General features: G+C 65.1%; 25 protein-coding genes and 1 tRNA gene. 14 read left to right on the top strand and 12 right to left on the bottom strand.

Going from position 1 to position 25,672, the window contains the following annotated elements; genetic code table 11:
* Positions 1-37: 37 nt before the first annotated feature.
* The 6 genes from KF857_08480 to KF857_08455 all read right to left on the bottom strand — a co-directional run bounded on the left by KF857_08480 (position 38) and on the right by KF857_08455 (position 6,155).
* Positions 38-1,333, bottom strand: a complete 1,296-nt coding sequence (locus KF857_08480) for a phosphotransferase (protein ID MBX3112030.1) — start codon at positions 1,331-1,333, stop codon at positions 38-40.
* A 36-nt stretch (positions 1,334-1,369) separates the two neighbouring features.
* The gene (rfaD, locus tag KF857_08475) at positions 1,370-2,317 is read right to left on the bottom strand and encodes an ADP-glyceromanno-heptose 6-epimerase (GenBank protein ID MBX3112029.1); all 948 of its coding nucleotides are present in this window, start codon (positions 2,315-2,317) and stop codon (positions 1,370-1,372) included.
* Positions 2,314-3,804: a D-glycero-beta-D-manno-heptose 1-phosphate adenylyltransferase gene (gene rfaE2 / locus KF857_08470; protein ID MBX3112028.1), complete on the bottom strand. Its 1,491-nt coding sequence runs from the start codon at positions 3,802-3,804 to the stop codon at positions 2,314-2,316. The genes rfaD and rfaE2 overlap by 4 nt, the downstream gene beginning before the upstream one ends.
* A gap of 7 nt (positions 3,805-3,811) precedes the next feature.
* Positions 3,812-4,393: an SIS domain-containing protein gene (locus tag KF857_08465; protein MBX3112027.1), complete on the bottom strand. Its 582-nt coding sequence runs from the start codon at positions 4,391-4,393 to the stop codon at positions 3,812-3,814.
* A 69-nt stretch (positions 4,394-4,462) separates the two neighbouring features.
* On the bottom strand, positions 4,463-5,752 hold the full coding sequence (gene icd / locus KF857_08460) for an NADP-dependent isocitrate dehydrogenase (GenBank protein ID MBX3112026.1): 1,290 nt from the start codon (positions 5,750-5,752) through the stop codon (positions 4,463-4,465).
* A gap of 49 nt (positions 5,753-5,801) precedes the next feature.
* Complete coding sequence (locus tag KF857_08455) at positions 5,802-6,155, bottom strand: helix-turn-helix transcriptional regulator (GenBank protein ID MBX3112025.1); 354 nt, start codon at positions 6,153-6,155, stop codon at positions 5,802-5,804.
* Between the two features lie 238 nt (positions 6,156-6,393).
* Here KF857_08455 and KF857_08450 point away from each other — a divergent pair, with 238 nt between their 5' ends.
* Together KF857_08450 and KF857_08445 are read left to right on the top strand one after the other, a co-directional pair.
* A complete protein-coding gene (locus KF857_08450; GenBank protein MBX3112024.1) occupies positions 6,394-6,690 on the top strand; it encodes a winged helix-turn-helix domain-containing protein in 297 nt (98 codons plus the stop codon).
* 42 nt (positions 6,691-6,732) lie between these two features.
* Positions 6,733-8,004 carry a sugar ABC transporter substrate-binding protein gene (locus KF857_08445; GenBank protein ID MBX3112023.1) on the top strand — a complete coding sequence of 424 codons (1,272 nt, stop codon included), beginning with the start codon at positions 6,733-6,735 and terminating at the stop codon, positions 8,002-8,004.
* A gap of 4 nt (positions 8,005-8,008) precedes the next feature.
* On the opposite strand, the gene KF857_08440 is transcribed toward KF857_08445, so the two are convergent.
* Positions 8,009-8,530 (bottom strand): hypothetical protein, encoded by a 522-nt coding sequence (locus KF857_08440; GenBank protein ID MBX3112022.1) that lies wholly within the window; start codon positions 8,528-8,530, stop codon positions 8,009-8,011.
* A gap of 34 nt (positions 8,531-8,564) precedes the next feature.
* Between KF857_08440 and KF857_08435 the strand changes: the two genes are divergently transcribed.
* The gene (locus tag KF857_08435) at positions 8,565-9,833 is read left to right on the top strand and encodes a thymidine phosphorylase (protein ID MBX3112021.1); all 1,269 of its coding nucleotides are present in this window, start codon (positions 8,565-8,567) and stop codon (positions 9,831-9,833) included.
* 3 nt (positions 9,834-9,836) lie between these two features.
* Here KF857_08435 and maf read toward each other — a convergent pair whose 3' ends face one another.
* Positions 9,837-10,505 (bottom strand): septum formation protein Maf, encoded by a 669-nt coding sequence (gene maf / locus KF857_08430; GenBank protein MBX3112020.1) that lies wholly within the window; start codon positions 10,503-10,505, stop codon positions 9,837-9,839.
* Here maf and KF857_08425 point away from each other — a divergent pair.
* Positions 10,489-11,601: a DegT/DnrJ/EryC1/StrS family aminotransferase gene (locus KF857_08425; GenBank protein MBX3112019.1), complete on the top strand. Its 1,113-nt coding sequence runs from the start codon at positions 10,489-10,491 to the stop codon at positions 11,599-11,601. The genes maf and KF857_08425 overlap by 17 nt on opposite strands.
* 4 nt (positions 11,602-11,605) lie before the next feature.
* Here KF857_08425 and KF857_08420 read toward each other — a convergent pair whose 3' ends face one another.
* Complete coding sequence (locus KF857_08420; protein MBX3112018.1) at positions 11,606-12,673, bottom strand: bifunctional transcriptional activator/DNA repair protein Ada; 1,068 nt, start codon at positions 12,671-12,673, stop codon at positions 11,606-11,608.
* 107 nt (positions 12,674-12,780) lie between these two features.
* On the opposite strand from KF857_08420, the gene KF857_08415 reads away from it, so the two are divergent.
* Entirely contained in the window at positions 12,781-13,833 is a 1,053-nt protein-coding gene (locus KF857_08415; GenBank protein MBX3112017.1) for a TIGR03790 family protein, read from the top strand.
* On the opposite strand, the gene KF857_08410 is transcribed toward KF857_08415, so the two are convergent.
* Positions 13,824-14,825 carry an iron ABC transporter permease gene (locus KF857_08410; protein ID MBX3112016.1) on the bottom strand — a complete coding sequence of 334 codons (1,002 nt, stop codon included), beginning with the start codon at positions 14,823-14,825 and terminating at the stop codon, positions 13,824-13,826. The genes KF857_08415 and KF857_08410 overlap by 10 nt on opposite strands.
* Before the next feature lie 22 nt (positions 14,826-14,847).
* Here KF857_08410 and KF857_08405 point away from each other — a divergent pair, with 22 nt between their 5' ends.
* The 4 genes from KF857_08405 to KF857_08390 all read left to right on the top strand — a co-directional run bounded on the left by KF857_08405 (position 14,848) and on the right by KF857_08390 (position 17,832).
* Entirely contained in the window at positions 14,848-16,035 is a 1,188-nt protein-coding gene (locus KF857_08405; protein ID MBX3112015.1) for a pyridoxal phosphate-dependent aminotransferase, read from the top strand.
* A complete protein-coding gene (gene rnc, locus KF857_08400; GenBank protein ID MBX3112014.1) occupies positions 16,032-16,742 on the top strand; it encodes a ribonuclease III in 711 nt (236 codons plus the stop codon). Before KF857_08405 ends, rnc begins: the two co-directional genes overlap by 4 nt.
* A 184-nt stretch (positions 16,743-16,926) precedes the next feature.
* Positions 16,927-17,727 carry a hypothetical protein gene (locus KF857_08395; protein ID MBX3112013.1) on the top strand — a complete coding sequence of 267 codons (801 nt, stop codon included), beginning with the start codon at positions 16,927-16,929 and terminating at the stop codon, positions 17,725-17,727.
* 31 nt (positions 17,728-17,758) lie between these two features.
* Positions 17,759-17,832, top strand: a tRNA-Gln gene (locus tag KF857_08390).
* A 27-nt stretch (positions 17,833-17,859) separates the two neighbouring features.
* On the opposite strand, the gene KF857_08385 is transcribed toward KF857_08390, so the two are convergent.
* Positions 17,860-18,516 (bottom strand): DUF1275 domain-containing protein, encoded by a 657-nt coding sequence (locus KF857_08385; GenBank protein ID MBX3112012.1) that lies wholly within the window; start codon positions 18,514-18,516, stop codon positions 17,860-17,862.
* A gap of 60 nt (positions 18,517-18,576) precedes the next feature.
* Entirely contained in the window at positions 18,577-18,771 is a 195-nt protein-coding gene (locus KF857_08380) for a hypothetical protein (GenBank protein ID MBX3112011.1), read from the bottom strand.
* A 75-nt stretch (positions 18,772-18,846) separates the two neighbouring features.
* Between KF857_08380 and KF857_08375 the strand changes: the two genes are divergently transcribed.
* From KF857_08375 to glgP, 5 genes are all read left to right on the top strand, one after another.
* Positions 18,847-19,302 (top strand): hypothetical protein, encoded by a 456-nt coding sequence (locus KF857_08375; GenBank protein ID MBX3112010.1) that lies wholly within the window; start codon positions 18,847-18,849, stop codon positions 19,300-19,302.
* 9 nt (positions 19,303-19,311) lie between these two features.
* On the top strand, positions 19,312-20,961 hold the full coding sequence (locus tag KF857_08370) for a ribonuclease J (protein ID MBX3112009.1): 1,650 nt from the start codon (positions 19,312-19,314) through the stop codon (positions 20,959-20,961).
* Positions 20,962-21,003: 42 nt separating this feature from the next.
* Positions 21,004-21,966, top strand: a complete 963-nt coding sequence (locus KF857_08365) for an NAD-dependent epimerase/dehydratase family protein (protein MBX3112008.1) — start codon at positions 21,004-21,006, stop codon at positions 21,964-21,966.
* Positions 21,948-23,405 (top strand): hypothetical protein, encoded by a 1,458-nt coding sequence (locus KF857_08360; protein MBX3112007.1) that lies wholly within the window; start codon positions 21,948-21,950, stop codon positions 23,403-23,405. The genes KF857_08365 and KF857_08360 overlap by 19 nt, the downstream gene beginning before the upstream one ends.
* A gap of 87 nt (positions 23,406-23,492) precedes the next feature.
* Positions 23,493-25,672: alpha-glucan family phosphorylase (gene glgP / locus KF857_08355; protein ID MBX3112006.1), on the top strand; the 2,180-nt coding region annotated here is incomplete at its 3' end.

The raw sequence follows: 25,672 nt of genomic DNA, 5'->3' as shown, positions 1-25,672 counted from the left end.
ATTATCAACGTTGGGAAGGTGGTTAGGTGGCACCAGTTCAGCGCGAGTACTGGCGGACGGTGTCCCGGGCCCAGGGACGGAGCTCTCGGAGGCGTCTGGCCAGGGTCAGTTGGCCAATGCCCCGGGTCTTGTTCAGATCCGCCGGGTCTTCTGGGCCAAGCAGGAAGTAATTGTCTCCCCGCAGATAGTCGGTCAGGAACCGGACACCGAGCTCGGTGGCGATCGTCTCTACCGCCTCCGGCATCAAGGCGGTCTCGGCAGGAGTGGCCTCCTGTGCGGTGCTCAGGAAACCGCGGGTCACCGCGGCGTAGACGTCCTTGTCAACCTGGATCTGCTTGGTGTCAGGCTCTTTCTCCCCGGCGACATTCGCGAGCGACCGCACCATGTCCCCCCAGTCGGCCAGCCACGTGTAAGGCATGATCGTGTCGAGGTCGACAAGGCTTCGCACTTGGCCGGTGTACTTGCAGAAGAGGAAGTTCTCGATTTTGGTGTCGCCGTGGACGGCGGTCTGGCGCACCTCGCCCGCTTGGACGGCCTGTTGGAGGCCCATGGCCCACTGCTCGTCGGCCAGGATTTGCTCGATGTACGGCGCCAACTCGGGGTCTTCCCGCCTTCGCTCGGCCTCAGCCGGGTCGAGGGCCAAGCGATACAGTGAAGCCGTCGCATGGCGGACCTCGTCTGAGGCAGGCAGGAGGTGCTCGACATCCTCCGCGGCGAAGTTACCCGCCAAGACCGAATGGAACTGCTTGAAGTAGCCGGCGGTGTCACGGTAACCGGGCAGAGAACTGACCAATTGGTCAGTCGGCATTTCAGACACAAGGTCAGAGTTCAAGGCAAGGCCACGGCCCGTCTCCTCGGCCAGGTTGAGCGACTTCGTCCGCGTGGGGACTTGACCAAGACTCTTATAGGAAAGGGTGTCAGTGATGCGCACCATCGTGCGCCAGACGGAGAGCCCCGACTCGTCGGACAGGTCCAGATAGGGGGCGCCAGACCGTGTGGGAACCAAAGTGATCGGCACCCACTGCACCCCGCGCGACGCCACCGACGCCGACTGGTGCCTGATCCACTCTTGCATCGTGTCCATCAGCCGGTAAGGGTTGGTGAACACGTCGGTGTTCAGGCGCTGGAGGAGAAATCCGCCGCCTTCCTCGTTTTGGACAAAGAAGGTGTGGAGGTTGATGTTGCCGCGTTCGACAAAGTACTCGAGCCCGGTGATCGGGCCGACGTCAAACTCGCTGGCGATCCAGTAAAGGTCTTCGGGTGAAAAGTCGCGGGTCGACCCAGCAAGATTCATGGGGCGAGAGACGGCCACTCCTTGGGCGTCTAATGACATGCGGGTTCCATTCTACACAACGGGTGCCATTTCAAACTAGGAAGCCGACAATGTTTGCGCCACACCGTCCTCAAGTGTCCGGAACTGATGTGGACAACCCCAAGACCTGAGCCTGGACAAGTCTGCTTGGGTGTGGGTTTGGTAGTGGGCCAGCAGTCCGGCAGGGAACGGAACGTACTCGATCCGACCCGTCCCTAACGCGGCCACGACGGCCCGAGCCAAGTCGTTCCAAGTCCGCGCCACACCCGTCCCCGCGTTCACGACACCCTGTCGAGGGTCGCTCTGCCAAAAGTGGAGGTTGAGGGCGACAACGTCGTCAACGTGGACGAAGTCACGGGTCTGCTCGCCCGCCGCGTAGCCTGGCGAGGGGCCAAAGAGCTTGGCGACGCCCGTCGCCTTGACCTGGTCGGCGAACTGAGTGACCATCGACGCCATCCGACCTTTGTGACGGTCACCGGGGCCGTACACGTTGAAGTAGCGGAGGCCGACCATCGTCGAGTCGACTCCCGGAGCAAGCGTCTCGACATGGCGGTCGAACATCAGCTTGGAGTACCCATAGATGTTGAGGGGGACGATATCTCGTTCGGACTCCGAATAAGATGACCCCAGACCGTACACCGCCGCGCTCGACGCGTAGACGAACTTGGTCGAGTTGCGCACGGCCCAATGGAGCAGCCTCTTGGACCAAGCGGTGTTGTTCGCCATCATATAGGCCTCGTCACGCACCAGTGTGTCCGTGCATGCGCCCTGGTGGAACACCACATCCACCTGTTGGTTGAACTTCCCGTCATCGACAAGCCGGATGAAAATGTCCTTGTGGATGTAGTCGGCCAGCTTGAGGCCGTCGAGATTGCGCAGCTTCGCCGGATCACTGTCCAAGTTGTCAACGACAAGGACGTTGTCGCATCCCCCCTGGTTCAGGGCGCGCAAGAGGCGTGACCCGACAAACCCGGCTCCGCCGGTCAAGACGACCAAGCCGCTCACAGCTTGTTGATCGCGGCGGCCAGGCGCGTTGTGCTGAGGCCCTCCCAGAGCGGGACAAGCTCGACCCGCCCGCCATACGATTCGACGATGTCGGCTCCGACGACCCGGTCCTTGGTGTAGTCGGCCCCTTTGACCAAAACGTCGGGCCTCAACGCCTTGACCACGTTGATCGGAGTGTCTTCGCCGAAGACGACTACCGCGTCGATCGACTGGAGGGCGGACAGGACGGTCAGTCGCTGGTCTTCCGGCATGAGGGGCCTGCCCTCGCCCTTCAGCCTGGTGATCGACTCATCAGAGTTCAACGCGACGACAAGCCGGTCTGCGGTCTTGGCACATGACTCGAGCAATTTGACGTGCCCCGCGTGGAGAAGGTCGAAGCATCCGTTGGTGAGGGCGACGGACAAGCCCTGGGCGCGCCAGGCCTCGCGCAGGTCGACCAACTCGTCCAGCGCGAAGTGCTTGCTGTCCGAGTCGCGGCGGACGTGGCTGATGACAGACACGAGCAGCCGGGCCCGATCTACCGGCCGAGTGCCGACCTCTCGGATCACCTGAAGAGCGGCGAGGTTCGCCAACCGCGCGGCGTCCGCCCATCCGATGCCAGCCGCCGAGGCGGCGGCGAGCGTGGCCATCACGGTGTCACCCGCCCCAGACACATCGAAGACTTCGCGTTGGTCGGCGCTTTCACTGGCAAACCTTCCCTCCGTGTCGATCTGGATCCCGCGTTCGCCCAGGGTCACGGCGACCCGGGAGTCCAAGTGCCCGGCCATCTGGACCGACGCGGCCACCGCGTCCTCGGCCCAGCCATGATGGCGGGCGATCGCCGACATCTCCGCCTCATTGGGTTTGACGAGGCACGCGCCCCGATACTTCTCCACGTCAACCCCCTTCGGGTCCACATAGACCTTCACGCCGCGCAGCCCGGCGGTGCGCATGAGGTTTGCACACAGGTTTGGCGCGCAGACGCCCTTGGCGTAGTCTGACAAGACGACGGCGTCGAACTTGTCCGCGGACAGGGCGGTGACCAAGGAATCGGACAGCCGCTCGTACACCGAGTTCTCGAAGTCCGAGGTGTCCTCCACATCGACCCGCACCACCTGCTGCCCCCCGCCGAGGACGCGGGTCTTGGTCGTCGTGCGGCGTCCGGCGACGGTCTCGACCGCTCCGGTCCCGATCTGCTCATCAGCCGCCCGGGCGAGGAACGACCTGCCCGGCGCGTCGTCGCCAAGGCACCCGACCAACTCGACCTTGACTCCTAACCGGGCCAGATTGAGCGCGGCGTTCGCCGCGCCGCCCAAGCACACGTCTTGGTCTGGGTCTTGATCGGCGGCACGGACGACCGGCACAGGGGCCTCGGGCGAAACCCGGTGCACGGCGCCCCGGACGTACATGTCGAGCATCAGGTCGCCGACGACCAACACCCGCAAGTCCCTGAACCCGTGCAGGAGGGCCGCTTTGACCGCCTCCGGGTTGTCGAACGCCGTGCTCATGAGTCCGTCAGACACCCGCCACCCCAAGCCGGACCTCGACCTCTTCGATCCACGCGTGCAGGGCGCACATGTGGACCTCCTGGATCCTGTCCGACGTCTCTCCCGGAGCCATGACGACGTCGTCGCAAAGCGGGGCAAGCCGACCGCCACCCCGACCGAGGAACCCTACGGTGCGGGCACCAGCCTCGCGGGAGGCCTGGGCGGCCAGGACCAGGTTGTCCGAGTTCCCGCTCGTGCTCAAGAGGACGAGCATGTCACCCGGTTTTGCCAATGCGGTGACCAGACGGCTCAGGCCGTGTTCGAAGCCGTAGTCGTTCCCCACGCAAGTCATGTGGGTGGCCTCGCCCAAGGCGATGGCGGGCAGGGGGACGCGGTCCTTCTTGAACCGTCCCGTCCACTCCTCGCAGAAGTGGAGGGCGTCGGCATGGCTCCCACCGTTGCCCGCCGCCATCACTTTGTTCCCGTCCCTGAAGCACTGGGTCAGCCGCGCGGCAAGGTCGTCCAGCGTCGCCATGGCCGACTCGTCGGACCTGAACTCGCGCATCAGACGTTCCGCGTCGAAGAAGGAACGCGCAAAGACGCCAGCCATCGGGGCCGAGGGTACCCGCGCCGCTTCGGCAGGCAGACCACCGGCCCCAATCCGCGGTCGTGCCACGGGTCAGCCCATGTGGGCGATGATGTTGTCCCCAAAAGCGCTGCAACTGATCTCAGTCGCACCTTCCATGAGCCGGGCAAAGTCGTAGGTCACCTTCTTTGACCCGATCGCCCCGTCCATGCCCTTCAGGATCAGGTCAGCCGCCTCGGTCCAGCCCAGGTACCGGAACATCATCTCGCCGCTCAGGATCACCGAGCTCGGGTTCACCTTGTCGAGACCGGCGTACTTGGGAGCCGTGCCGTGGGTGGCCTCGAAGATCGCGTGACCGGTCAGGTAGTTGATGTTCGCCCCAGGCGCGATGCCGATGCCGCCCACCTGCGCCGCCAAGGCGTCGCTCAAGTAGTCCCCGTTCAGGTTCAGCGTGGCGATGACGTCGAAGTCCTTCGGCCGGGTCAACACCTGCTGAAGGGTGATGTCCGCGATGGCGTCCTTGATGACCAGGCCTGCACCCGGCTTACCGGCGGGGATTTGGCACCACGGCCCGCCGTCGATCTCGACGGCTCCGAAGACTTCCTTCGCCAACTGGTAGCCCCAGTCGCGGAACGCGCCCTCGGTGAACTTCATGATGTTGCCTTTGTGGACCAGGGTCACGCTCTTCCGCCCGTTGTCGATCGCGTATTTGATCGCCGCGTAGGCGAGGCGCATGGAGCCCGACTCGGAGACCGGCTTGATGCCGATCCCGACCATGACCTCGGGTTCAGAGTCTTGACCGGTCGCCGTGAGAAAGTCTCTGGTCTTCTCAACGGTGCCGAACCGCACCTTGTCGAACATCTTGGGAAACTTCGCGCGGAGAAAGTCGAGCGTCTCCTGGGCTTCCGGCGTGCCGGCGGCGAACTCGATGCCCGCGTAGATGTCCTCGGTGTTCTCGCGGAAGATGACCATGTCCACCGCACCGGGGTCTTTCACCGGAGATGGCACCCCCTCGAACCAACGAACAGGGCGCAGACAAACATAGAGGTCGAGGATCTGGCGAAGGGCGACGTTGAGCGACCGGATACCGCCACCGACGGGCGTCGTCAGGGGGCCCTTGATACCGATCAGGTGGGAGTTGAAGTCGTCCAGCGTCGCTTGGGGCAACCACTCGCCTGTCTGGATAAACGCCTTCTCACCGGCCAAGACCTCGCGCCACGAGACCTTCCTCTTTCCGCCATAGGCCTTCTCCACCGAGGCGTCAAACACACGGACTGACGCGGCCCAGATGTCCGGGCCCGTCCCGTCTCCCTCGATGTACGGGATGATCGGCTCGTCGGGCACGACGAGCCCGGTCGGCGACATGGTGACGACGCTAGGCATTGCGAGGGCAGAGCATACCAACCCTCGTCGTCGGTCCCTACCGGACCGCTCAGAGCCCCACGCCCGCACTGTGGCCCAGCGCAGACATGTAGGAGATCACCTTCGCCAAGCGGCCGACGTCGGGCCGGCAGACGATGAACTTGCCTTGCTTCTCGACCGTGATCAGACCGGCAGATTTGAGTTCCTTGAGGTGGAAGCTGATCCTTGGGTTGGCCTTGTCGATCCCGGTGACGGCTTTGCTCACCTCGCCGACGGTGGCGCCGTCTTGACCCGCTGCTGTCACCTGACAAAGGAAGGCGACAATGCCGAGGCGTGTGGAGTCGCCCAACGCTTTAAACGCCCGCGAAATGTCTTCGATATCGTGTTCGCCCGGCCCAGACCTGGTACGCACCTTGTTGCTCATTTCTGACCCCATATCCATAAGCACCTTCCGCCCGCACCCCTATTGTGACACTTCTGGGCGTCAGGACAAGAAAAAACCGCTGACTGACGCGGTGACTTATCGAACTATTGTGACATCGCCCCGTTGCGACATTGGCCGGAAACAGTAGGCCCCACGGTCTATGTCGCGGCACAGATTTCATGGTTTGAGCCATAATTCAGTGCGTCTGCAACTTTTATAGTTCACGACTCAACGATCAATGGCCACCAAGACTCTCGCCGACAGCCCGATGTGGTCGTATCTGACTAACCACGCCTTCGTCCTTCTGTGCCTGTTTAGGAACCCCGATGTGCGCCTTCGCGAGGTGGCTCTCACCGTGGGAGTCACGGAACGGGCCGTCCAACGGATCGTGTCCGAACTTGAGGCCGACGGAGTCTTGACCCGGACGCGGGTGGGACGGCGCAACACGTACACGATCGCCATGGACTCGCCGTTCCGATGTGGCTTGGTCAAGGACCGGACCGTGGGCGAACTGCTTCAGTTTCTTGGCAAGTAGTCGGTCGGCACCGGGCCATACTTGCGGTCAGCAGCCATGTCCATGTCGAACCCTGGCCCCTGGAAGTTAGCCGTCGTCATGGCCTTAGGGGCTGTCTGGGCGTCCGGGTGCGTTCCGGACGGAGACCGTAAAGTCCTCCGCGTCGCCAACTGGGGCGGGGCGGGCGATGACAGCGCGGTGATGGTCGCCTATCGCGAGGTCTTCGAAGAGTTCGAGCGGCAACACCCCGGTGTCGAAATCCAGGTCGAGGGGACACCCGGGTCGCAGGACTACGTCAACAAGATGCTCCTCAGCTTTGTCGCCAAGTCAGCCCCCGACGTGATCACGCTCGACGCTTCCAGTAGCGGCGTCTTCGTCGACAACGGGCTGATGCGCGACCTGACTCCGTTCATCGCCCAAGACAAGCAGTTCTCGATCGACGCCTATTTTCCCAACGTCCTCGACATCTACCGGCGCGGCGGGAAGCAGTATGGGGTGCCCCTCGACTTCACACCGATGGTCGTCTACGCGAACCGTAGACTGTTCCGCGAGGCGGGAGTCCCCGTCCCCAAGCCCGATTGGACGGTCGACGACTTCCGCCAGACCGCCCGCCAACTCACCAAAGGGAACAAATACGGGTTCAACTTCACCACCTGGATGCCCGGCTGGATCATGTGGGTCTGGAACAACGGTGGTGACGTCCTCTCTGCGGACGGCGGCCAAGCTTCTGGCCACCTGGACGGGCCCGAGTCGACCGCCGCACTCCAAATGCTTGCCGACATGGTCTTGGTCGACAAGTCGGCGCCTGCCCTCTCCCAGGCCGCCGCGGCCGGGGTCGACCCCTTCGCCAACGGAGACTGCGCGATGGAAGTGAGCGGACACTGGGCCCTGACGTCGTTCGCCGAGTCCGAGCACCTGGACCTCGACGACATTGTCGTCCTCCCCATGCCGCGCGCCAACGGCAAGCCGAGCAAGACGGTGGTTTACGCCGCCGCCATGGGGGTGTCGAGGGACGCGAAAGACCCTGGGCTCGCGTGGGAGTTCGTCAAATACATGACGAGCGCCCCCGTCCAGCGAAAGATCCAGGCCTCCCGGGTCGCGGTCTGCGCCCGCAAAGACGTGGCCCGTGAGTTGGCCAAGGACGACCGGGAAAAGGCGTTCCTCGCCATCACCGCCACGGCCCGGCCACCCTGGGGCAGCCGGGTGCGGGGGTACGACTTTGTCGAGACCGAAGGGGCCAAGCTGATGGACGGCGTCCTCAAGAACGGTCTGGACCTTCGGCAAGGGGCACGCCAAGCCGCCGGGGAGATCGACCGCTACCTGGCCAAGCAGTAGGTCGTCAACCCAGCAACGCCCGGTAGGCGACGACCGCCGCGGTGACGTGGACGTTCATCGAACGGCCTTTGCCGTACATGGGCACGTACACCGCCCCGGCGCACTTCTTGAGGACGTTGGCGTAGACCCCCTTCTCCTCGTTCCCCATCACCAGGCATGTCCGCTCGGGGAAATCGAACTCCTGGTAGGGCTCCGCGCCCTCCGCGATCTCCACCGCGACCAGCGACCAGCCGTCGGCCAAGAGGGCGGCGCACGCGTCGTCGTGGCGGGCAAAGTGGCGGTACGGCACCCGGCGGTGGTTACCCAGGGACGTGACGCCGATCATCGGGTCTGGCGGAGTCGGGGTCTTCCCCGACATCACCAGCTCGGTCGCCCCACAGGCGTCCGCGACACGGAACATCCCACCGACGTTGTAGGCGTCGTCCCAGTCTTGCAGGTAGAAAGAGACCTCGACCCGGGGCGGAAACTGCCGGCGGGCCGCCTTCTGCAGTTGGCGCGCTCCCGTCTTGCTCCGGATCGTCTCCATGGGCGCGATTGTAGCCCCGCGTAAAATGGGCGGCATGGACGCCGTCTCGGTCATCGCCCATCGCCGTGACGGCCTTGTGCAGACCGCCGAGGAACTCAGCGCCCTCGCCAATGCGGCCGCCGACGGTACCTGGACCGACGACCAACTCGCCGCCTGGCTGATGGCCGCCTACCTCCGTCCCTTGACCCTCGACGAGACCGCGGACCTCACCCTCGCGATGGCCGGTTCTGGTGAGCGGCTGGACCTGGGCGGCCTTCCCCGTCCTCGCTTGGACAAGCACTCCACCGGCGGAGTCGGCGACAAGACGACCCTTGTCCTCCTCCCCCTCCTCGCCAGCTTGGGCCTGACCATGGTCAAGATGAGCGGCCGTGGCCTGGGAATCACCGGGGGCACGATTGACAAACTGGAGTCCGTGCCCGGGTTCCGGGTGGACCTCACGCCGCAGGAGATGGTCGCCCAGGCCGGGCAGATCGGCCTCGCCCTCACCGGGCAGACGCCCCGTCTCGCCCCCGCCGACGGCAAGCTCTACGCCCTCCGCGACGTCACCGCGACGGTCGCGTCGATCCCCCTCATCACCAGCAGCATCCTCAGCAAGAAGATCGCCGGCGGGGCGGAGACCGTGGTGATCGACGTGAAATGCGGATCGGGGGCGTTCATGCGCGACGCCACTTCGGCCCGAGAGCTCGCCAGTTGGCTGACGGAGGTGGGCCGCCGGGCCGGGCTCCACGTCGCGACCCATGTCACCGACATGGACCAGCCCTTGGGCCGCTGCGCGGGAAACGCCCTCGAAGTCAAGGAGGCGCTGGCCGTCCTCGCCGGGAGGGAGACGGGCCGGTTCGCCGACCTGTGCGTCAGGCTCGCCCATTCGGCCCTGGCGGAAGTCGGCCGCCCCACCGACATCGACGAGGTCCGCCGAGCCCTCGTCGACGGCCGGGCCTTGGCCAAGGCCCGCGACTGGTTCGCCGCCCAGGGTGCAGACATGACCGTCTTTGACTCCGACGACTGGGCATGCGCCCCTCACGTCCACGACGTGGTCTGGCCAGGCCCGGCGGGTTGGGTGGAGCGCATCGACGCCCAAGCGGTCGGCCTGGCCGTCGTCCACCTCGGGGGCGGCCGCGAGTCCAAGGCGGACCGGATCGACCCTACCGTCGGCGTCGAGACCCTCGTCACCGTGGGCGACCGTGTCGAGGTCGGCCAGGTCGTGCTGCGGGTCCACTCCCGGCGAACCGCCCCGCCCGACATCGCTGGAGCCGTCCACGTGGCCCCGGGGCCCGTGCCTGCGTCACCTCTGTTCCTCGACTGACCGTCATTTGCGGGCCGTCAGACTCGCGAAGGCCTCTTCCAACCGCTCCAAGGGCAGGCCGACCACGTTCGTCACCGAGCCTTCCACCTTCTCGACAAAGCTCTGGGACCCGTCCTGCAGTCCGTAGGCCCCCGCCTTGTCCATCGGCGAGCCGGTGTCCACGTATGCCTCCGCCTCACCCGGCTTCAGGGCCCGAAACGTCACCTTGCTCGCCTCGGTGAACGCCGAAAGGCCACCAGGCCAGCGGAGGCAGACGCCGGTGACGACGGTGTGGGTGCGTCCAGAAAGCAAGGTCAGCATCGCCACAGCGTGGGCCTCGTCAATTGGCTTTGCCAACTGCCGCCATTCATTGCCGTCTTGGAGGGCCACGACGGTGTCCCCGGCGACCACCATGGCCTCGGGGCGAGACTCCGCCACGGCCAAGGCCTTTGTCCGCGCCAACTTCTGCGCCGTCGCGTACGGGTCGTCGACAGTGAGGGCGTCCTCGTCAATGTCGGCCGGCAGGACTTCGAACTCCGGGACCAAGCGCCGGAGCAGGTCTTGGCGGCGGGGTGACGCCGAGGCGAGGACTACGGGCCAGGGCAAAGGGCGCACCCCGCCATTGTGCCCCTCCGGCCCCTGGACCTCTCCGTCACCAGCCCCATACTGGGGCACCGTGCGCGTGCCTTTCATCGACCTGAAAACGCAGTACAACGAAGTCAAGGACACCGTCGAGGCGTCGTTCGCCGAGATTCTGTCGAGCGGAGCCTACGTCTTGGGCAGGTTCAACAAGGAGCTTGAGGAGGGCCTCGCCCAGCGCCACGGCGTGAAGCACGGGATCGCGGTGAACAGCGGCACTGACGCTCTGCGCATCATGATGCAGGCCGCCGGCGTCGGCCCGGGCGACGAGGTCATCGTCCCCGCTTTCACGTTCGTCGCCACGGTGGAGGTCGTCGTCCAGATCGGGGCCACTCCCGTCTTCGCCGACATTGACGCCGACACCTTCTGCCTGGACCCCGAGGCCGTCAAGAGGGCGGTGACGAGCAAGACCAAGGCCGTCCTTCCCGTGCACCTCTACGGCCAGCTCGCCGACGTCAAGGCGTTTGACGCGATCGCCAAGGAGAATGGGTTGCTTGTCTTTGAGGACGGCGCGCAGGCGGTGCTGAGCCACCACGAAGGCATTTACACCGGAGCGTGGGGCGTGGCGAGCGGCCTCAGCTTCTACGTGACCAAGAACCTGGGCGCGGCGGGCGACGGCGGCCTGATCCTGACCAACGACGATGAAGTCGCCCGGCGCAGCCGCAGCCTGCGGATCCATGGGATGGGCCGTGAGCGTTACTACTACGACGAGGTCGGCTATACCAGCCGCATGCCGGAGTTGCAGGCCGCCTTCCTCTGCGCGAAGCTGGCCCGCCTCGACGATTGGAACGCGAGACGGGCGTCGGTCGCTTCGACCTACCTGCGGGACATGGCGGGTCTGCCGCTGCACCTGCCGACCACTTCACCCGGCAACCATCACACCTGGCACCAGTTCAGCGTCCGCACTCCCCGTCGCGACGCCCTCATGGCCCACCTGAAAGAGAACGAGGTCGATTCCGCGATCTACTATCCCGTGCCGCTCCACTTGCACGAGCCGTACGCGCACTTTGGAAAGGGCAAGGGTTCGTTGCCGGTCACCGAAGAAGTGTCCGACCAAGTTCTGTGTCTGCCCGTCCACCAAAACATGACCGACGAGCAAGCGGCCTGGGTGGTCGAGTCTGTGCGGAGCTTCTCGACTGCCAACGTGTGAAGGCTCAGTCCTCGACGCCCGCCAAGGTGCATTGGCCAGATTCAAGCTCGAGGAGCCGTTTCTTGCGCCAGAGCCCGCCGCCGTAGCCGCACAGCGTGCCGTCCGACCGGACGACCCGATGGCACGGCACGATGATCGCGACCCGGTTGTCTCCGTTGGCCTTGCCCACCGCCCGCTGGGCGTCCGGCCTACCAAGTTCCTTGGCCATTTGGCCGTAAGAACGCGTCTCGCCAAAGGGGATCGTGCACAGATAACGCCACACTTCCTCCTGGAACGGAGTGCCCGGCGTCGCTAGGGGGACATCAAACCTGGTCCGCTGGCCGGCGAAATACTCGTCCAACTGGCGGCCGACTTCGTCGAGCAGTCCGCTGGGGCCCTGGACCACGACGCAACCCAGTCGGTTCTGGAGCGTCTTCATCTGGGTCTCCAGCATGCGCCGGTCGGCAAACTCAAGCAAGACAAGATGGGTGTCCGTCGCGCAACCCACCAAGGGCCCGAGCGGCGAATCAAACCACCGCATCGTCACGGTGCACAAGTGGCCGACCCGGTTCGGACTCACCCCGAACACCCGGTCAAACGCCGCCCGGAACCCGCTGCTTGACGAGAACCCACTGTCCATGCCTGCCTCCAATGCCATCTGACCCCGGCGCAGGGCGTCCATCGCCGTCCCCAGGCGCCGCGCCCGGCAGTACGCGGCGAAGGTCATGCCGTACTGGCGCTTGAAGTATCGCCGGACCCGCGCCGGGTCGACGCCTTGCTCGACCAGGTGACGGGCCTGCCACCGTGTCTGCGGTTCGGCCTCGACCATCGATATGACCGGCCGTACCCACTCCGGCGGCTTGACTCCCATGTCCATGGGGCGGCACCGCTTGCAGGGCCGGTACCCCGCCGTCAAAGCGTCCTTGGCATACTCGAAGAACTCGACGTTCTTGGGAAACGGCTTCCGCGCCGGACACACGGGCCGGCAGAAGATCTTTGTCGTCTTCACCGCGACAAAGAAGAGACCGTCGTAGGCGGCGTCGTTCTCCAGGTATGCCCTGGTCCATTCATTGCTTTGTGCGGCCGTGGTCATGGAGCCTTGGTACCTGCCACCATGATGGCCCTGCCGACAAAAAAACGACACGACGGTCTTTTGCCCCTCGTCAAAAAGAACTGAAGCGTTGTAACACTCGAAGGCCCATGCTCACCTACCTCCTCGCTCCCGTCCTCATCTACCCGACCCTCCTAGCCCCCGCGGAGGACGAGACGTCGCACGTGATGGTCGTCATCAACATGGCGAGCCTGGAGAGTCGCTCCATCGGGGGCTATTACCGGCTCAAGCGCAACATTCCCAAAGAAAATGTGGTCACGGTGGACATGAGCCAGACCGAGACCGTGAGCAAAGACGAGTTCACTTACGCCCTGCTCAAGCCGGTCCAGAAGGCGGTCAAGGCGAGCAAGACCCGGATCGACTACATCGTGCTCACCAAAGGTGTCCCCATCCGCATCGGGGACGGCGGGGGCCCCAGCACCGACGCCTACCTCGCGGTGATGAACCGCGACATGCCCGGCATCGGCAAGCTGACCGAGGAGGAGATCCGCAAGAGCATGAACCCTTACTTCGGCAAGAAGGAGCACTTCGACAGCGCAAAGTTCAACATGTATCTGGTCACCCGGCTGGACGGTTACACCATCGAGGACGCCAAGGGCCTGGTCGACCACTCTCTGGCCGCCAAACCCGTGGCCGGGCCGTTCTACATGGACGAGGCCGGCAACCGGACGACGGGCGGCTATGGCGAACTCCAGGGGACGATGGCGACGGCGGCGGGGCTCCTGCGAAAGGCGGGTAAGGAGGCGGTCGTCGAGAACAGCGCCGTCTACGGTGACCCCGGACGCGCCGTGATGGGATACATCACCTGGGGCAGCAACGACGGCAAGTTCAACCTCAAGGTCTACCGTGGAATCAAGTTTCTTCCGGGCGCCTTGTGCGAGACGTTTGTGTCCACCAGCGCCCGGACGTTCAAGCGGACCACCGGCGGACAAAGCCTGATCGCCGATCTCATTTCCTCGGGGGTCACCGGGGTGAAGGGTTACGTCAGCGAGCCCTACACTTTCGCCCTTGCGCGGCCCGACATCCTCTTCGACCGGTACGTCTCCGGATACAACCTCGCCGAAAGTTTCTACATGGCGTCGCCGGTGGTCAAGTGGAAAGACCTCGTCGTCGGTGACCCGCTCTGCAACCCTTACAAATAGATCTCGCGGTCGCGCAACAAGTAGAGGAGAAGCGGGGCGCCCAAGACGGCGGTGACCGCCCCGACCGGTAGCTCGATGCCAGGCAGCAACCGGATGGCGAGCACGTCGGCCACGAGGAGCATCGCCGCCCCCAGGGCCATGGACGCCGGTAAGGTCCGCCGCAGGTCCGGCCCCAGGAGGGTCCGGGCAATATGGGGTGCGGCCAGTCCGACAAACCCGACGAGCCCCACCGCCCCGACACTGACCCCGACCATCGCCGACCCGGTCCAAAGGACCGTCCTTGTCAACGACTTGGCGTCGACCCCCATGGTGTCGGCCAATTGCCCCGTCATCGCGACCGTGTTCAGCGCCCTGGCCTGGCGGGCCAGGACCGCCGTCCCCGCCGCCAAAGCCACCGCCAAGACGCCGACGCGGTCCCAAAACATGGGGGTCGTCGAACCCATCATCCACCGCAAGACCTGGTTTGTGTCGCGGTGCCCCATCAGGAGCACAAGGACGGTGACGGCACCGAGCAAGGTGCCGACGACGACACCGGCCAACAGGAGCCTGCCCACCGAGGCCGACCCTTGGGGCCGCCCCAGGGCGAACACCAGGGCCAGGCTCGCCATACCGCCCAGCCAAGCCGCCACAAGGAGCCCAAGCCCGCCCGCGACCCCCGCGACGACGGCAAGGGCCCCCGCCGCCGACGCCCCACTGCTGACGCCGACGACGTAGGGCTCGGCCAGAGGGTTGCGGAACAGCGACTGGAACGCCGCCCCGACGACGGCGAGGAGCGCTCCGGCCAAACCTGCGCCCAGGCCACGCGGCAACCGGACCTGCCACAAGACCGTGGCCACCGGGTCGTCCGCGCCTGGTCGGCCGAACGCGCCGATCAACTCGGCCGGCCCAAAGTGGGCCGACCCGCCCCAGAGGACGTGGACGGCCAAGGCCAACACGCACACCCCGGCCAAGGTCGGGCCGAACCTGGGCGGACGTCGGTCCGTGGGGGGCATCGTCCGGTATTATGCAGGTTCAGTGGACACCCTGGCCCTTGCCGACCGCACCTCCCTTCTGAAGCCCTCGCCGACGCTGGCCATGACCGCCCGGGCCCGGAAGATGCAGGCCGAGGGTATCGACGTGATCAGCTTTGCCGCGGGCGAACCCGACTTCAACAGTCCGGACGCCGCCAACACGGCGGCGAAGGAGGCGATCGACAAAGGCCTGACCAAGTACGCCCCCAGCCGAGGCCTCCCTGCCCTCAGCCAGGCCATCGTCGAAAAGTGCTCCCGGGAGAACGGGCTGGAGGTCACGGGCGACCAGATCGTCGTGAGTTGCGGCGCGAAGCACAGCCTTTACAACACGATGATGGTCCTCGTCCAGTCGGGCGACGAAGTGGTCCTCTTTGCCCCGTACTGGATGACATATGCCGACCAGGTCCGTCTGGCCGGCGCCACCCCCGTCGTAGTCCACACCGGCATCGAGTCCGGTTACGTGCCGACACCCGAGCAGATCGCCGGGGCGATCACCCCGCGCACGAAGGCCATCGTGATCAACTCGCCGAGCAACCCGACTGGCGGGGCCTGGCCCCTGGAGACGCTGAGGGCCGCCGCCGAGTTGGCGGTCAAGCACGGGGTCTGGATCATCAGCGACGAGATTTACGAGCGCCTGACCTACGGCCACCAGCACGTTTCGGTCGCGACCTTGGGAAAGAACGTCGCCGACCAAACCGTGACCATCCTCGGCTGCAGCAAGACCTACGCGATGACCGGTTGGCGCATCGGCTTCGCCGTCGCCCCCAAGCCGGTCGCTGCCGCGATGGCGAACCTGCAAGACCAGGTGACGAGCAACGCGACGACGTTCGCCCAGGCTGGCGCGGTGGCCGCCCTGAACCTACCGCCGGCCGAGGTGGAGGCGATGCGGGCCGAGTTTGAAGCCCGTCGCGACATCGGGGTCAAGCTCCTCCGGCAGATCCCCGGCGTGAAGATCGCCGAACCCAAGGGCGCGTTCTACTTCTTTGCCGACTTCCGGGAGCATATCGGCGGTGACATTCCCGACGACCTCGCGCTGGCCGAGCGCCTCCTCGCCGACGCCCATGTCGCCACGGTGCCCGGATCGGTGTTCGAGGGGCCGGGCCACCTCCGCCTCAGCTATGCCACCAGCCGATCGAACATCGAGAAAGGCATCTCCCGCATCGCCGAGGCCCTCGACAAACTCCGCACATGATCCCGAAAGCAATCCCCCTGAAGAGCGAGGACTTGTTCCGGGTGGCCATGTGCCACCGCTCCGCGGCGGCCAATTCGGTGCAAGACAGTTACGAAAGGATGGAGTTCTACGGTGACGCTGTCGTCGGCCTCATCGTCGCCCAATATTTTTACGAGCACCAGCCCGATTGGGACCAGGGGATGATGAGCAAGGCCCGCTCGTCCGTGGTCCAGGAGGGCCCCTTGGCCGAGCGGGCGCTGACCCTCGGCCTGGACCAGCACCTCGTCCTCGGCCCCGGTGAAGAGACCACCGGAGGGCGGACGCGCCCGTCCGTCTTGTGCGACATCTTCGAGGCGGTCGTCGGCGCGGTCTACATCGAGTCGGGTCTGGAAAAGGCCCGATGGTTCGTCCTTGAGCAACTCCACCCCTACTTGATGCAAGTCAGTGCGGGGGACGTCAGCCCGAACGACCATAAGTCCCGCCTCCAGGAAGTCGCGCAATCTTTATGGAGAAAGACGCCGGTCTACCGGGTCTCCCGGGAGGGTGGGACGGCCCACGAGCGCCGGTTCACGGTCCAAGTGATCTTCGACAACGAGGTCATGGGCGAAGGAGACGGCCGCAGCAAGAAGGAGGCCGAGCAGGCCGCCGCCAAAGACGCCCTAGAGGTTATTGACAGGGCGAACCGCGCCCGCGCCGGCATGGATGCCAGATTCGAACAGGAAATCTAACTAGATTCTTTGGGAAAAGCCCGTTCTGACCTAGCTCTTGCAGAACAGGCTTTTCATGGCGTCGTCAAACGAACATGGAAGTCGGAGCCAAAGCCCACGCCGCGCACATGGTAATGTTACGGTGTTCGGCCGTCACATATTGGTCGAGTCGGTCGGTCTGCAGGATGGAAGGGACTCCCGCGGTATGAAGCGCCTTGGCCTCGTCATGGCGGTCCTTGGGTTGATGGCCATGGTCGCCCCAGCCCAAACTTTGACTCAGTACCACCGGCAACCTGGGGACGCGGTCACCGGCCGCGCCGAACCCAACGCGTTCCTCAACAAATCGGTGAGGAACCATGCCGAACTGATGCGGCAGATCAAGAACGACCGCACCGTCATGGACCGCTACGAGCGCCACTTCGGCATGACCCGTGAACAGGTCATCGACATGATGTCGGGGCTCCGACTGGGCGCGACCCAGGAAGACGGGGTTTTCCTCGTCTACAACGTCCCCGAGTCCGGTGAGCTGCGGGCCCGCTCGATCTTCTATCGGAAAGGCACCAAGATCTGGGTCGACAAATCCGGTCAGCCGGTGCTTAAGGCGTCGTGCGGCAACCCGCTCATGCGCGGTAGCGACAAGCCGGACCAGCCGGTCCTCGCCGACATGGAACCCGGTGACGAGACAGTCCGCGACCTGACTGGGGTCGAGCGGCCTGGTGAGACCGTCCCGAGCGACCTTGTCGCGATGACGGCTCCGGCGGAGTTGGAGGCCGCCCCAGCCGAGCTCGTGGCCCTCATCGAACCAGGCGTGCCGAGCCTCATGGCCCCACCCGTCATCCCCACCGGGTTCAACCCCGGCGTCCTGATCCCTGCGGTCAGTATCCTGGTTCCGTTCGGGGGAGGCGGGGGCGACGACGGAGGACGGGAACCCGTCCCTGAGCCGGCGACCCTCTTCGTAGCCGGCGGCATGGCCGCCGCAGTGGCCCGACGGGCCCGTCGCAAGTAAGCGTGGTGCGGGGGTATCCTCGCACTCGGCTTGCCGGATCGTCTAACGGTAGGACACCGGTTTTTGGTGCCGTACGTCTAGGTTCGAATCCTAGTCCGGCAGCCAGTTCCCCCTGGCTTGTCAAGCCACCCCCTACTCGTTCGGTACTGCGGCGCTGACCTTGACCCTTGGCGAATAAGCCAGCAGGACGAGGGCCAGGACGCAGGCGGGCCAGAGGTTGAAAGACCGCAGGTGCGCGTGGGTCAACGCCCCCAGGGTGGCCCCGCTCACGAGCCCGACCCAGAGAAGGAAGTAGGGGAACCAGGATGTCCTGGAGCCACCCAGCAGCATCGCCGCGAGGTTCTGGCCCATTTTCACAAGCGTCCCGGTCATGTAAGTCACGCCGATACTCACCTCGCCGTCCCGCTGAAAAACGGAGTTCTCCGCCCCCATGGCCATGACCATGAAAGCAGTCGCCACGTAGGTCGAGCCGATGGAGAGGGCGACGGCGGCGACCAAGAGAAAGGTCACGACCAGACCAAGGACAGCCGTCTTGCGCCGGTCACCCGAGAACCGCGAGACCAGCGTCCCCGCGATGACCCCGCACACAAAGAGCGCGATGACGCCGAAGATGAGCACCACCATCAGCCCTTGGCTGGCCGCGCTCTTGACCCCGAGTCTCGTCGAATTGCCGCTCATGAACGAGACGAACAGACCGCCCGTCGACAGGAACCCCGATGCATCGACATAACCTGCCAGGAGGGAAAGGGCCATCGCAAAGGTAATGGACTGGCGGTCATAGCGGGTCACGCGACAAATTGTGACGAGAACCCGGCAGATTCTCAGGCACCGTCCCGACGGCCGGGCCGTTCAGGCGATAATGACGGTGCCATCGCCACCTCGTCCGCCCGACTCGTCGCCAGCCTGCCCCCGGTCGGTGACCTTGGCCAGAGCCTCGAAGACCAGGCAAGGTCGGTACTCCGACACGTTCTGCTGGCCGACAGTGACCAGCCCCAAGCCGTCCCCGAGGACCCGCTCCGGTGCCCCAACTGTGACGCCGTCCATCACGGACTCTCCAGCCCCTACTGCTCTGAGCCGTGCCGCAACCAGGCGTCCTTTGTCCGACAGTTCCGCGGGGCCTTGGCGACGGGCACGATCATCTCCGCCGAAAAGCAGGTCGTGTTCGGCGAGCGTCTCTGGTGGCTGTTGGGCGGCGGACTGCCCTTGCGTGAGAGCCGCATCCCAGAATCGGCCAAGCGGCAGGTGAACAAGCGTTGCGGGGGGCGGTGCGAGTCCTGCGGTGAGCCCATGGTCACGGTCGAGAACATCGGCAGCGGGTGCAACCGCCCCCTCCACCTGCGCGCCGTCTGCGCGGCCTGTTCGCGGACCAAGCCTTACACCGACACCGCATACCCTCTGTCCGAGGGTGTCGCCAAAACCTTGGCCACCCTTGCCTCACGGGCCATCTCTCCCAAGCCGCTCAGAGTGTGTGACGACCCCGACTCGTGGGACTGGCGGGCCCACCTCGCCCAGCGCCGCCTCGCCCTCTCAGTCAACCCCTGTCCTGGCCAGGGCCAGCCTCCAGAGGTACCCTGACCTGAAGTAATGAGTTTGCTCAAGGTCATCCCCCTCGGTGGTGCAGGTGAGATCGGCAAGAACTGCACCGTCGTGGAGATGGGTGACGACCTGGTGCTGGTCGACTGCGGACTGTCTTTCCCCCACGAAGAACACTTTGGCGTCGACATCGTCGTCCCCGACTTCACTTACCTTCGGCAGAACAAGCACCGCCTCAAAGCCGTCTTCCTGACCCACGCCCACGAAGACCACGTCGGTGCCCTCTCCTTCTTCGTCACCGAGTTCGACTGCCCCATCTACTGCACCGAGTTCACCGAAGCGATGGTGAGGGCCAAGTTGGAAGAGCGGGTCAAACTCCTCAAGGTCAACCTGGAACGGATGGCACCGGGCAAGCGCGTCAAGGTCGGGGCCTTGGAAGTCGAACCGGTCCGCCTCACCCACTCGATTCCGGAAATGTGCGCCTTGGCCGTGCACACCCCCCACGGGGCGGTGCTGTTCACCGGCGACTTCAAGTTCGACTTCACCCCGGTCGACAACCAACCGAGCGACATCAAGCGGTTGACCGAGTTGGGCGACGAGGGCGTCCTTGTCCTCCTCAGTGACTCGACCAACGTGGACCGGCCGGGCTGGGGCCCCAGCGAGTCGGCGGTCACCGAGGGATACCGCCGCGAGTTTGCCAAGGCCACCGGGCGGATCATGGTGACGATGTTCAGCAGCAACATCCACCGGATGCAGCAGGTGTTCGACGTGGCCAAAGAGCTGGGCCGCAAGGTCGCTGTCGCCGGCCGCCGGATGGACGAGACCGTCCGCATGTGCCAGCGCACGGGCTATCTCAACGTCGCCGAGGGCGTGTACCTGCCCCTGGAGGAGATCAACAAGCAACCGGCGGACAAGGTGGTCATCCTTGTCACCGGCAGCCAAGGCGAGCCAATGGCAGCCTTGAGCCAGATGTCGCGGCAGGAGTACTCCCGCCTCCGCATCGTCGAGGGCGACACCGTCCTCTACTCCGCCCGCCCCATCCCCGGAAACGAGGGGATGATCTGGCGCACGGTCAACCGTCTGATCCGCCTCGGGGCCAACGTCGTCACCGACGCCCCGACCCCGATCCACGTCAGCGGCCACGGCTACCAGGACGAACTGAAGATGATGGTCCAGCTGACCAAGCCGTTCTACGTCGCCCCCGTCCACGGCGAGCCCCGCCATCAACTGCTCTATCTCGACATGGTCAAGGCGATGGGCCACCCCGAACACCGGATGTTCCACATCCACAACGGGTCGCAACTCTGCTTCGACGACCAGAAGGCGTGGGTTGACGAGAAGTCCGTCGAATGGGGCGAGGTCCTCATCGACCAACATGGCAACGTCCCGGTCACCGACACGGTCTTGGGGCAACGGTCGGCCCTGGCAATGGACGGGGTCGTCGTCGTCTCGCTGGCCGCCGACCTGGGTGCAGGCCACCTCGAAGGTCGGCCCGAAGCCCAAGTCCGCGGGTTCAGCGGCCCTGGCGAAGTCATCGAGGACGCCCTCGACACCCTTTGCGACGAACTGGCCAAGCTGAAACCCGCCGAACTCAAGTCCCGCGAGGCCCTGGAGGGCGTCATCGTCGACGTCACCAAGCGGGTCGTCCAGCGCAAGTGCCAGCAACGGCCCGTGGTCATTCCGGTCGTCGTTTCGGTCTAGTCGCCACCACAAGGCCCGAAGACCCCTATAATGGGGCGAGCCATGGACGTCCTCGTCATCGGCGGCACGAAGTTCGTCGGCCGCGCCCTCACCGACGCCCTCCTCGCCAGAGGTCATCGGGTCACCCACTTCAACCGGGGCCAGTCTGGCCCCGACGTCTTCCCCCAGGTCGAGACTGTCCTCGGCGACCGCAAGACCGACCTGCACCGGTTGCCTGACCGCACATGGGACGCCGTCGTCGACACATGCGGCTATCGGGCGGTCGACCTCCAAACCAGCACGTCGTTCCTCGGGAGCCGGGTCGGCAGGTACCTCTACGTCTCCACGATCTCCGTCTACTCCGACGACAACCCGCCGTTTGTCGTTGAGACCGACCGGCTCTCTGGGCCGGACTTCGGCGACGGGGAGATCACCAGCGAGACATACGGCCCCATGAAGGTGGCGACCGAGGTGGTTCTGCGCGAGGCGCTGGGCGACCTCGCGACGATCGTCCGACCCGGCGTGATCATCGGGCCGCACGACCACACCTGGCGGTTCACCTACTGGCCCCACCGGTTCCGAGAGGGTGGTGACGTCCTCGTGCCCGACGCGGCCGAGAAGCGGGTGACGAGCGTGGACGTCCGCGACCTGGCCGATTTCCAGGTCAACTTGCTCGAACAGTCAGTGACCGGAGTCTTCAACGTGGACAATGCCGACCTGACCTTTGGCGCCCTGGTCGAGGCCGCGTCGGCAGGGACCGGCGGTCGGCCCGTCCATGTCAGCGACGCGTTTCTCACCGAGAACAACGTCCAAGACTGGACGGAGCTGCCCATCTACCTGCGCAAGAAGTTTCCCCTTGCCGACACGTCAGCGGCGCGCGCGGCGGGATTGCGTACCCGACCGCTGGCCGAGACCGTCAGAGACTTGATGGCCTGGGTGGACGAGTCGGGTGTGCCCGACTCGAGGCCCGGCCTTGCCCCCGAACGAGAAAAGGAACTATTGGCACAATGGCGCGCACGAGCTTGACCCTGGGACTCGCCGTCCTCTCGACCCTTGCCGGTGCGGCGCACTACCATGTGGTGCCCCAGCCCGAGACCCGGACGGCCAAGGTCACCGTCACTCTGGCCCCGGGCCGGTCCAGTAAGGCCTTCCGCATGTGTTCATGGATCCCGGGGGACTATGAGTTGGTCCACTACGGCAAGAAGATCAGCGACGTGAGCTTCACCCTCAAGGGCACGTCCGTGCAGGCCGACCACAATGACTCCGATCCAGACCTCTGGTCGGTACCGGGCGGAGCTGACACCGTCACGTACACCGTCGCCGAATCCCGCGGCAATTTCAGCCCCAACCTGAGGGCCCGCGCCAACGAGCTGTTTATCAGCGGTGGCGGCGTGTTTGGTTGGTTTGACGGCCATGCGGCCGAAAAGCAGACCCTCACGATCGCCAACCCTTATGGCGCTGACGCCAAGACCGAGACAGCGCTTCGGACGACGCCAGAAGGCTGGACCGCCCCAGACTTTGACCGCCTGATCGACAGCCCGCTCGTGATGGGGACGACGGTCAAGTCAGCCGAAGTCGACCTCGGCGGGCGCAAAGTCATCGCGGTCGGCTATGGGCCGGGCCGGATCCCCGCCGACATGTCGGGATTCGCCAAAGTTGGTGCCCAGGCGGCGGAACAGACCCTGCGCCTGGTCGGTGACCTGCCGTGGAAGGAGTACCGGTTCTTCTTCGACTTCGGCGGAGGAGGCGGGGGCCTTGAGCACCTGGAGTCCTGCCGTATCGGCGCGTACGGGAGCGACGCCAAACAGATGGCCGGCATCATCTTCCACGAGTTCTTCCACTGCGTCAATGTCAAGACGGTGCGCGCCCTGCCGCTCGGCCCGTTTGACTACACGAAGGCGGCCAAATCGTCGACGCTTTGGTGGCTGGAAGGGGTCACCGACTACTACGCCGACGTCCTCGCCATGCGCGCCGGCCTCAACGACCCGCAACAGACGGTGCGGGGCATGTTCCGGTCTTGCGACAACCTGAACAAGTCGGCGGGCGCCCAAAAGGTGACGGCCAGCGAGGCCAGCCTGAAGGTGTGGGATGTCCGGGGCAGCTTTGGCTACGGTGGCCTCAGTTATTACAGCAAGGGAGCCGTCGTCGGCCAGGCCCTCGATTGGGCGGTCCGGGCCGAAAGCAAGGGCAAGCACAGCTTGGACGACGTGGTGCGTCAACTCTACAAGGAGTGCCACGGCGGGCCCGGATACCGCGACTCGCGTATTCGAGAACTGGTCGTCCGCTACGGTGGCGAACAGCTGGGGCCGCTCTACGACGCCTGGGTGGACGGGTTGGGGCCGGTGGACTGCCGCCTCGCCGCCAAGTCGTTTGGCGTCGACGCGGACGGCGCGGTCGTCGCCGGACCGAGCGAGTCCCAGGCGGCGATGTTCCGGTCGTGGGTGCAAGGGGTGCCCTACAACTAGGGCGCCACACAGCCCGGGCGCGTCCCGAACTGGCGGTGAGTCCAGTAAATATACGGTCAAGGGCGACCCATAATGTAACTGGTCGCCATGCGCAGTTTGAAGTACGCCCATTCGTTCGAAGTCGTCCGAGAACTCCCGCCGGAGCTGGCCGGGCTCAAGGAGTTGGCGTACAACCTGCGCTGGACGTGGCACCATGAGTCGCAGCAACTCTTCCGTGACGCCGACACGGAGCTGTGGCGCGCCACCGACCAGAACCCTATCGAGGTGATCAACCAGCTCTCCGGCGACCGCGTGGACGAGCTCCTGAAGGACGAGGTGTACCTGGCCCGCCTGCAACTCTGCGTGAAGGACTTGCGCGAGTACATGGCGTCGGAGACGTGGTTCGACCAGAAGTACCCCGGCGAACGCGCCTCGACGAACATCGCTTATTTCTGCTTTGAGTTCGGGATCAGCGAGTCGGTGCCGATCTACTCCGGCGGCCTTGGCGTCCTCGCCGGTGACCACCTGAAGGCGGCCAGCGACCTCGGCATCCCGCTGGTCGGCATCGGACTGCTCTATTCCCGCGGCTATTTCCGTCAGCAACTGAACCCCGACGGATGGCAGGTCGAGGTCTATCCGCAGCACGACTTCTACCGGATGGCCCTGACCTTGGTGCGTGGCGACGACGGCCACCCGGTGCGGGTACGGGTCGAGTTCCCCGACCGCGCCGTCACCTGCCAGATTTGGAAGGCCCAAGTCGGCCGTGTCGAGCTCTACCTGCTCGACAGCAACATCCTCGACAACGCGGCCGTCGACCAGTCCATCACCGACAACCTCTATGGCGGCGACGAGGAGATGCGCATCCGCCAGGAAATCATCCTGGGGATCGGCGGTTTCCGGGCCCTGCAGGTCCTCGGCAAGAAGCCGACCGTCTGCCACATGAACGAAGGCCATGCCGCATTTTTGAGCTTGGAAAGGCTCCGCCAGTTCATGACCGAGCACAACTGCGACCTACGCACCGCCCGCAAGTGCGTGGTCGCCGGCAACGTCTTCACGACGCACACTCCCGTCCCGGCGGGGTTTGACATCTTCCAAAAGCCGATGTTGGAGAAGCACCTTTCCAAGCTCGTCGGCGAACTGGGGATGCCGTTCGACCAGTTCCTCCGCCTCGGCCGCATCAACAAGGGTGACGAGGCCGAGCCCCTCAACATGGCCGTCCTTGCCATGGAGAACTCGAACCATGTGAACGGCGTGAGCAAGCTCCACGCCCAAGTCACGCGCGAGATGTTCCAAGACCGCTGGCCCGACTACCCGCTGGAAGACGTGCCGGTGGACGCGGTGACCAACGGCATCCACACGATGACATTTGTGGGCAACCGCATCGGCGCTCTGCTCGACAAACACATCGGCCCCGAATGGCGTGACGACCCTAGCGACCGCCAGATGTGGGCCAAGGTCCGCGACATCCCCAACGAGGCGCTGTGGGAGTCACGAGAAAACGCCCGCGGTGACTTTGTGCGCTTCTGCCGGGCCCACCTCCGCAAGCGCCTGCGGGCCCAGACGGGGACAATCGACCTCAGGAGCGTTCAAGACATCCTGGACCCGCGCGTCCTGACCATCGGGTTCGCCCGAAGGTTTGCGACATACAAGCGGGCCACCCTGCTCTTCAAGGACAAGGAGCGTCTCAAGAGCCTGCTCTTCCACCCCGAGCGGCCCGTCCAGTTCGTCTTCGCCGGAAAGGCGCATCCCCGCGACGACGGCGGCAAAAAGCTGATCCAGGACATCGTCCAGTTCATCCGCCACGAGGGGGCTCGGACACGGATGGTCTTTCTCGAGGACTACGACATGCACGTCGCCCGACGCCTTGTCCAGGGCGTGGACGTCTGGCTCAACAACCCGCGCCGCCCTCTGGAGGCCAGCGGCACCAGCGGCATGAAGGTCGTGCCCAACGGCGGGTTGAACTGCTCGATCCTCGACGGCTGGTGGGCCGAGGGGTACCGCAAGGGCCTCGGCTGGGCGATCGGCGACGAAAGCAGCAGCCCCGACGAGGGACACCAAGACTGGCTCGACTCGCGCGCCCTCTACCAACTCATCGAGCAAGAGATCGCGCCCACCTTCTATCACCGCGGGGAGACCGGTGTCCCCGTGGGATGGGTAGAGATGATGAAGGACAGCATGGCCGAGCTCGCCCCGACCTTCAGCACCCTGCGCATGGTCCGCGAGTACACGTCGAGGTGCTACATGCCGGCGTCTCAGATGTTCAACCGTTTGGTTGATAACGGTCTCGA

The sequence above is a fragment of the Fimbriimonadaceae bacterium genome, from assembly GCA_019638795.1.
Taxonomy (GTDB): domain Bacteria; phylum Armatimonadota; class Fimbriimonadia; order Fimbriimonadales; family Fimbriimonadaceae; genus JAHBTB01.
Note: the sequence above shows the minus strand (reverse complement) of the source record. Positions and strands in the feature narration are given on the sequence as shown.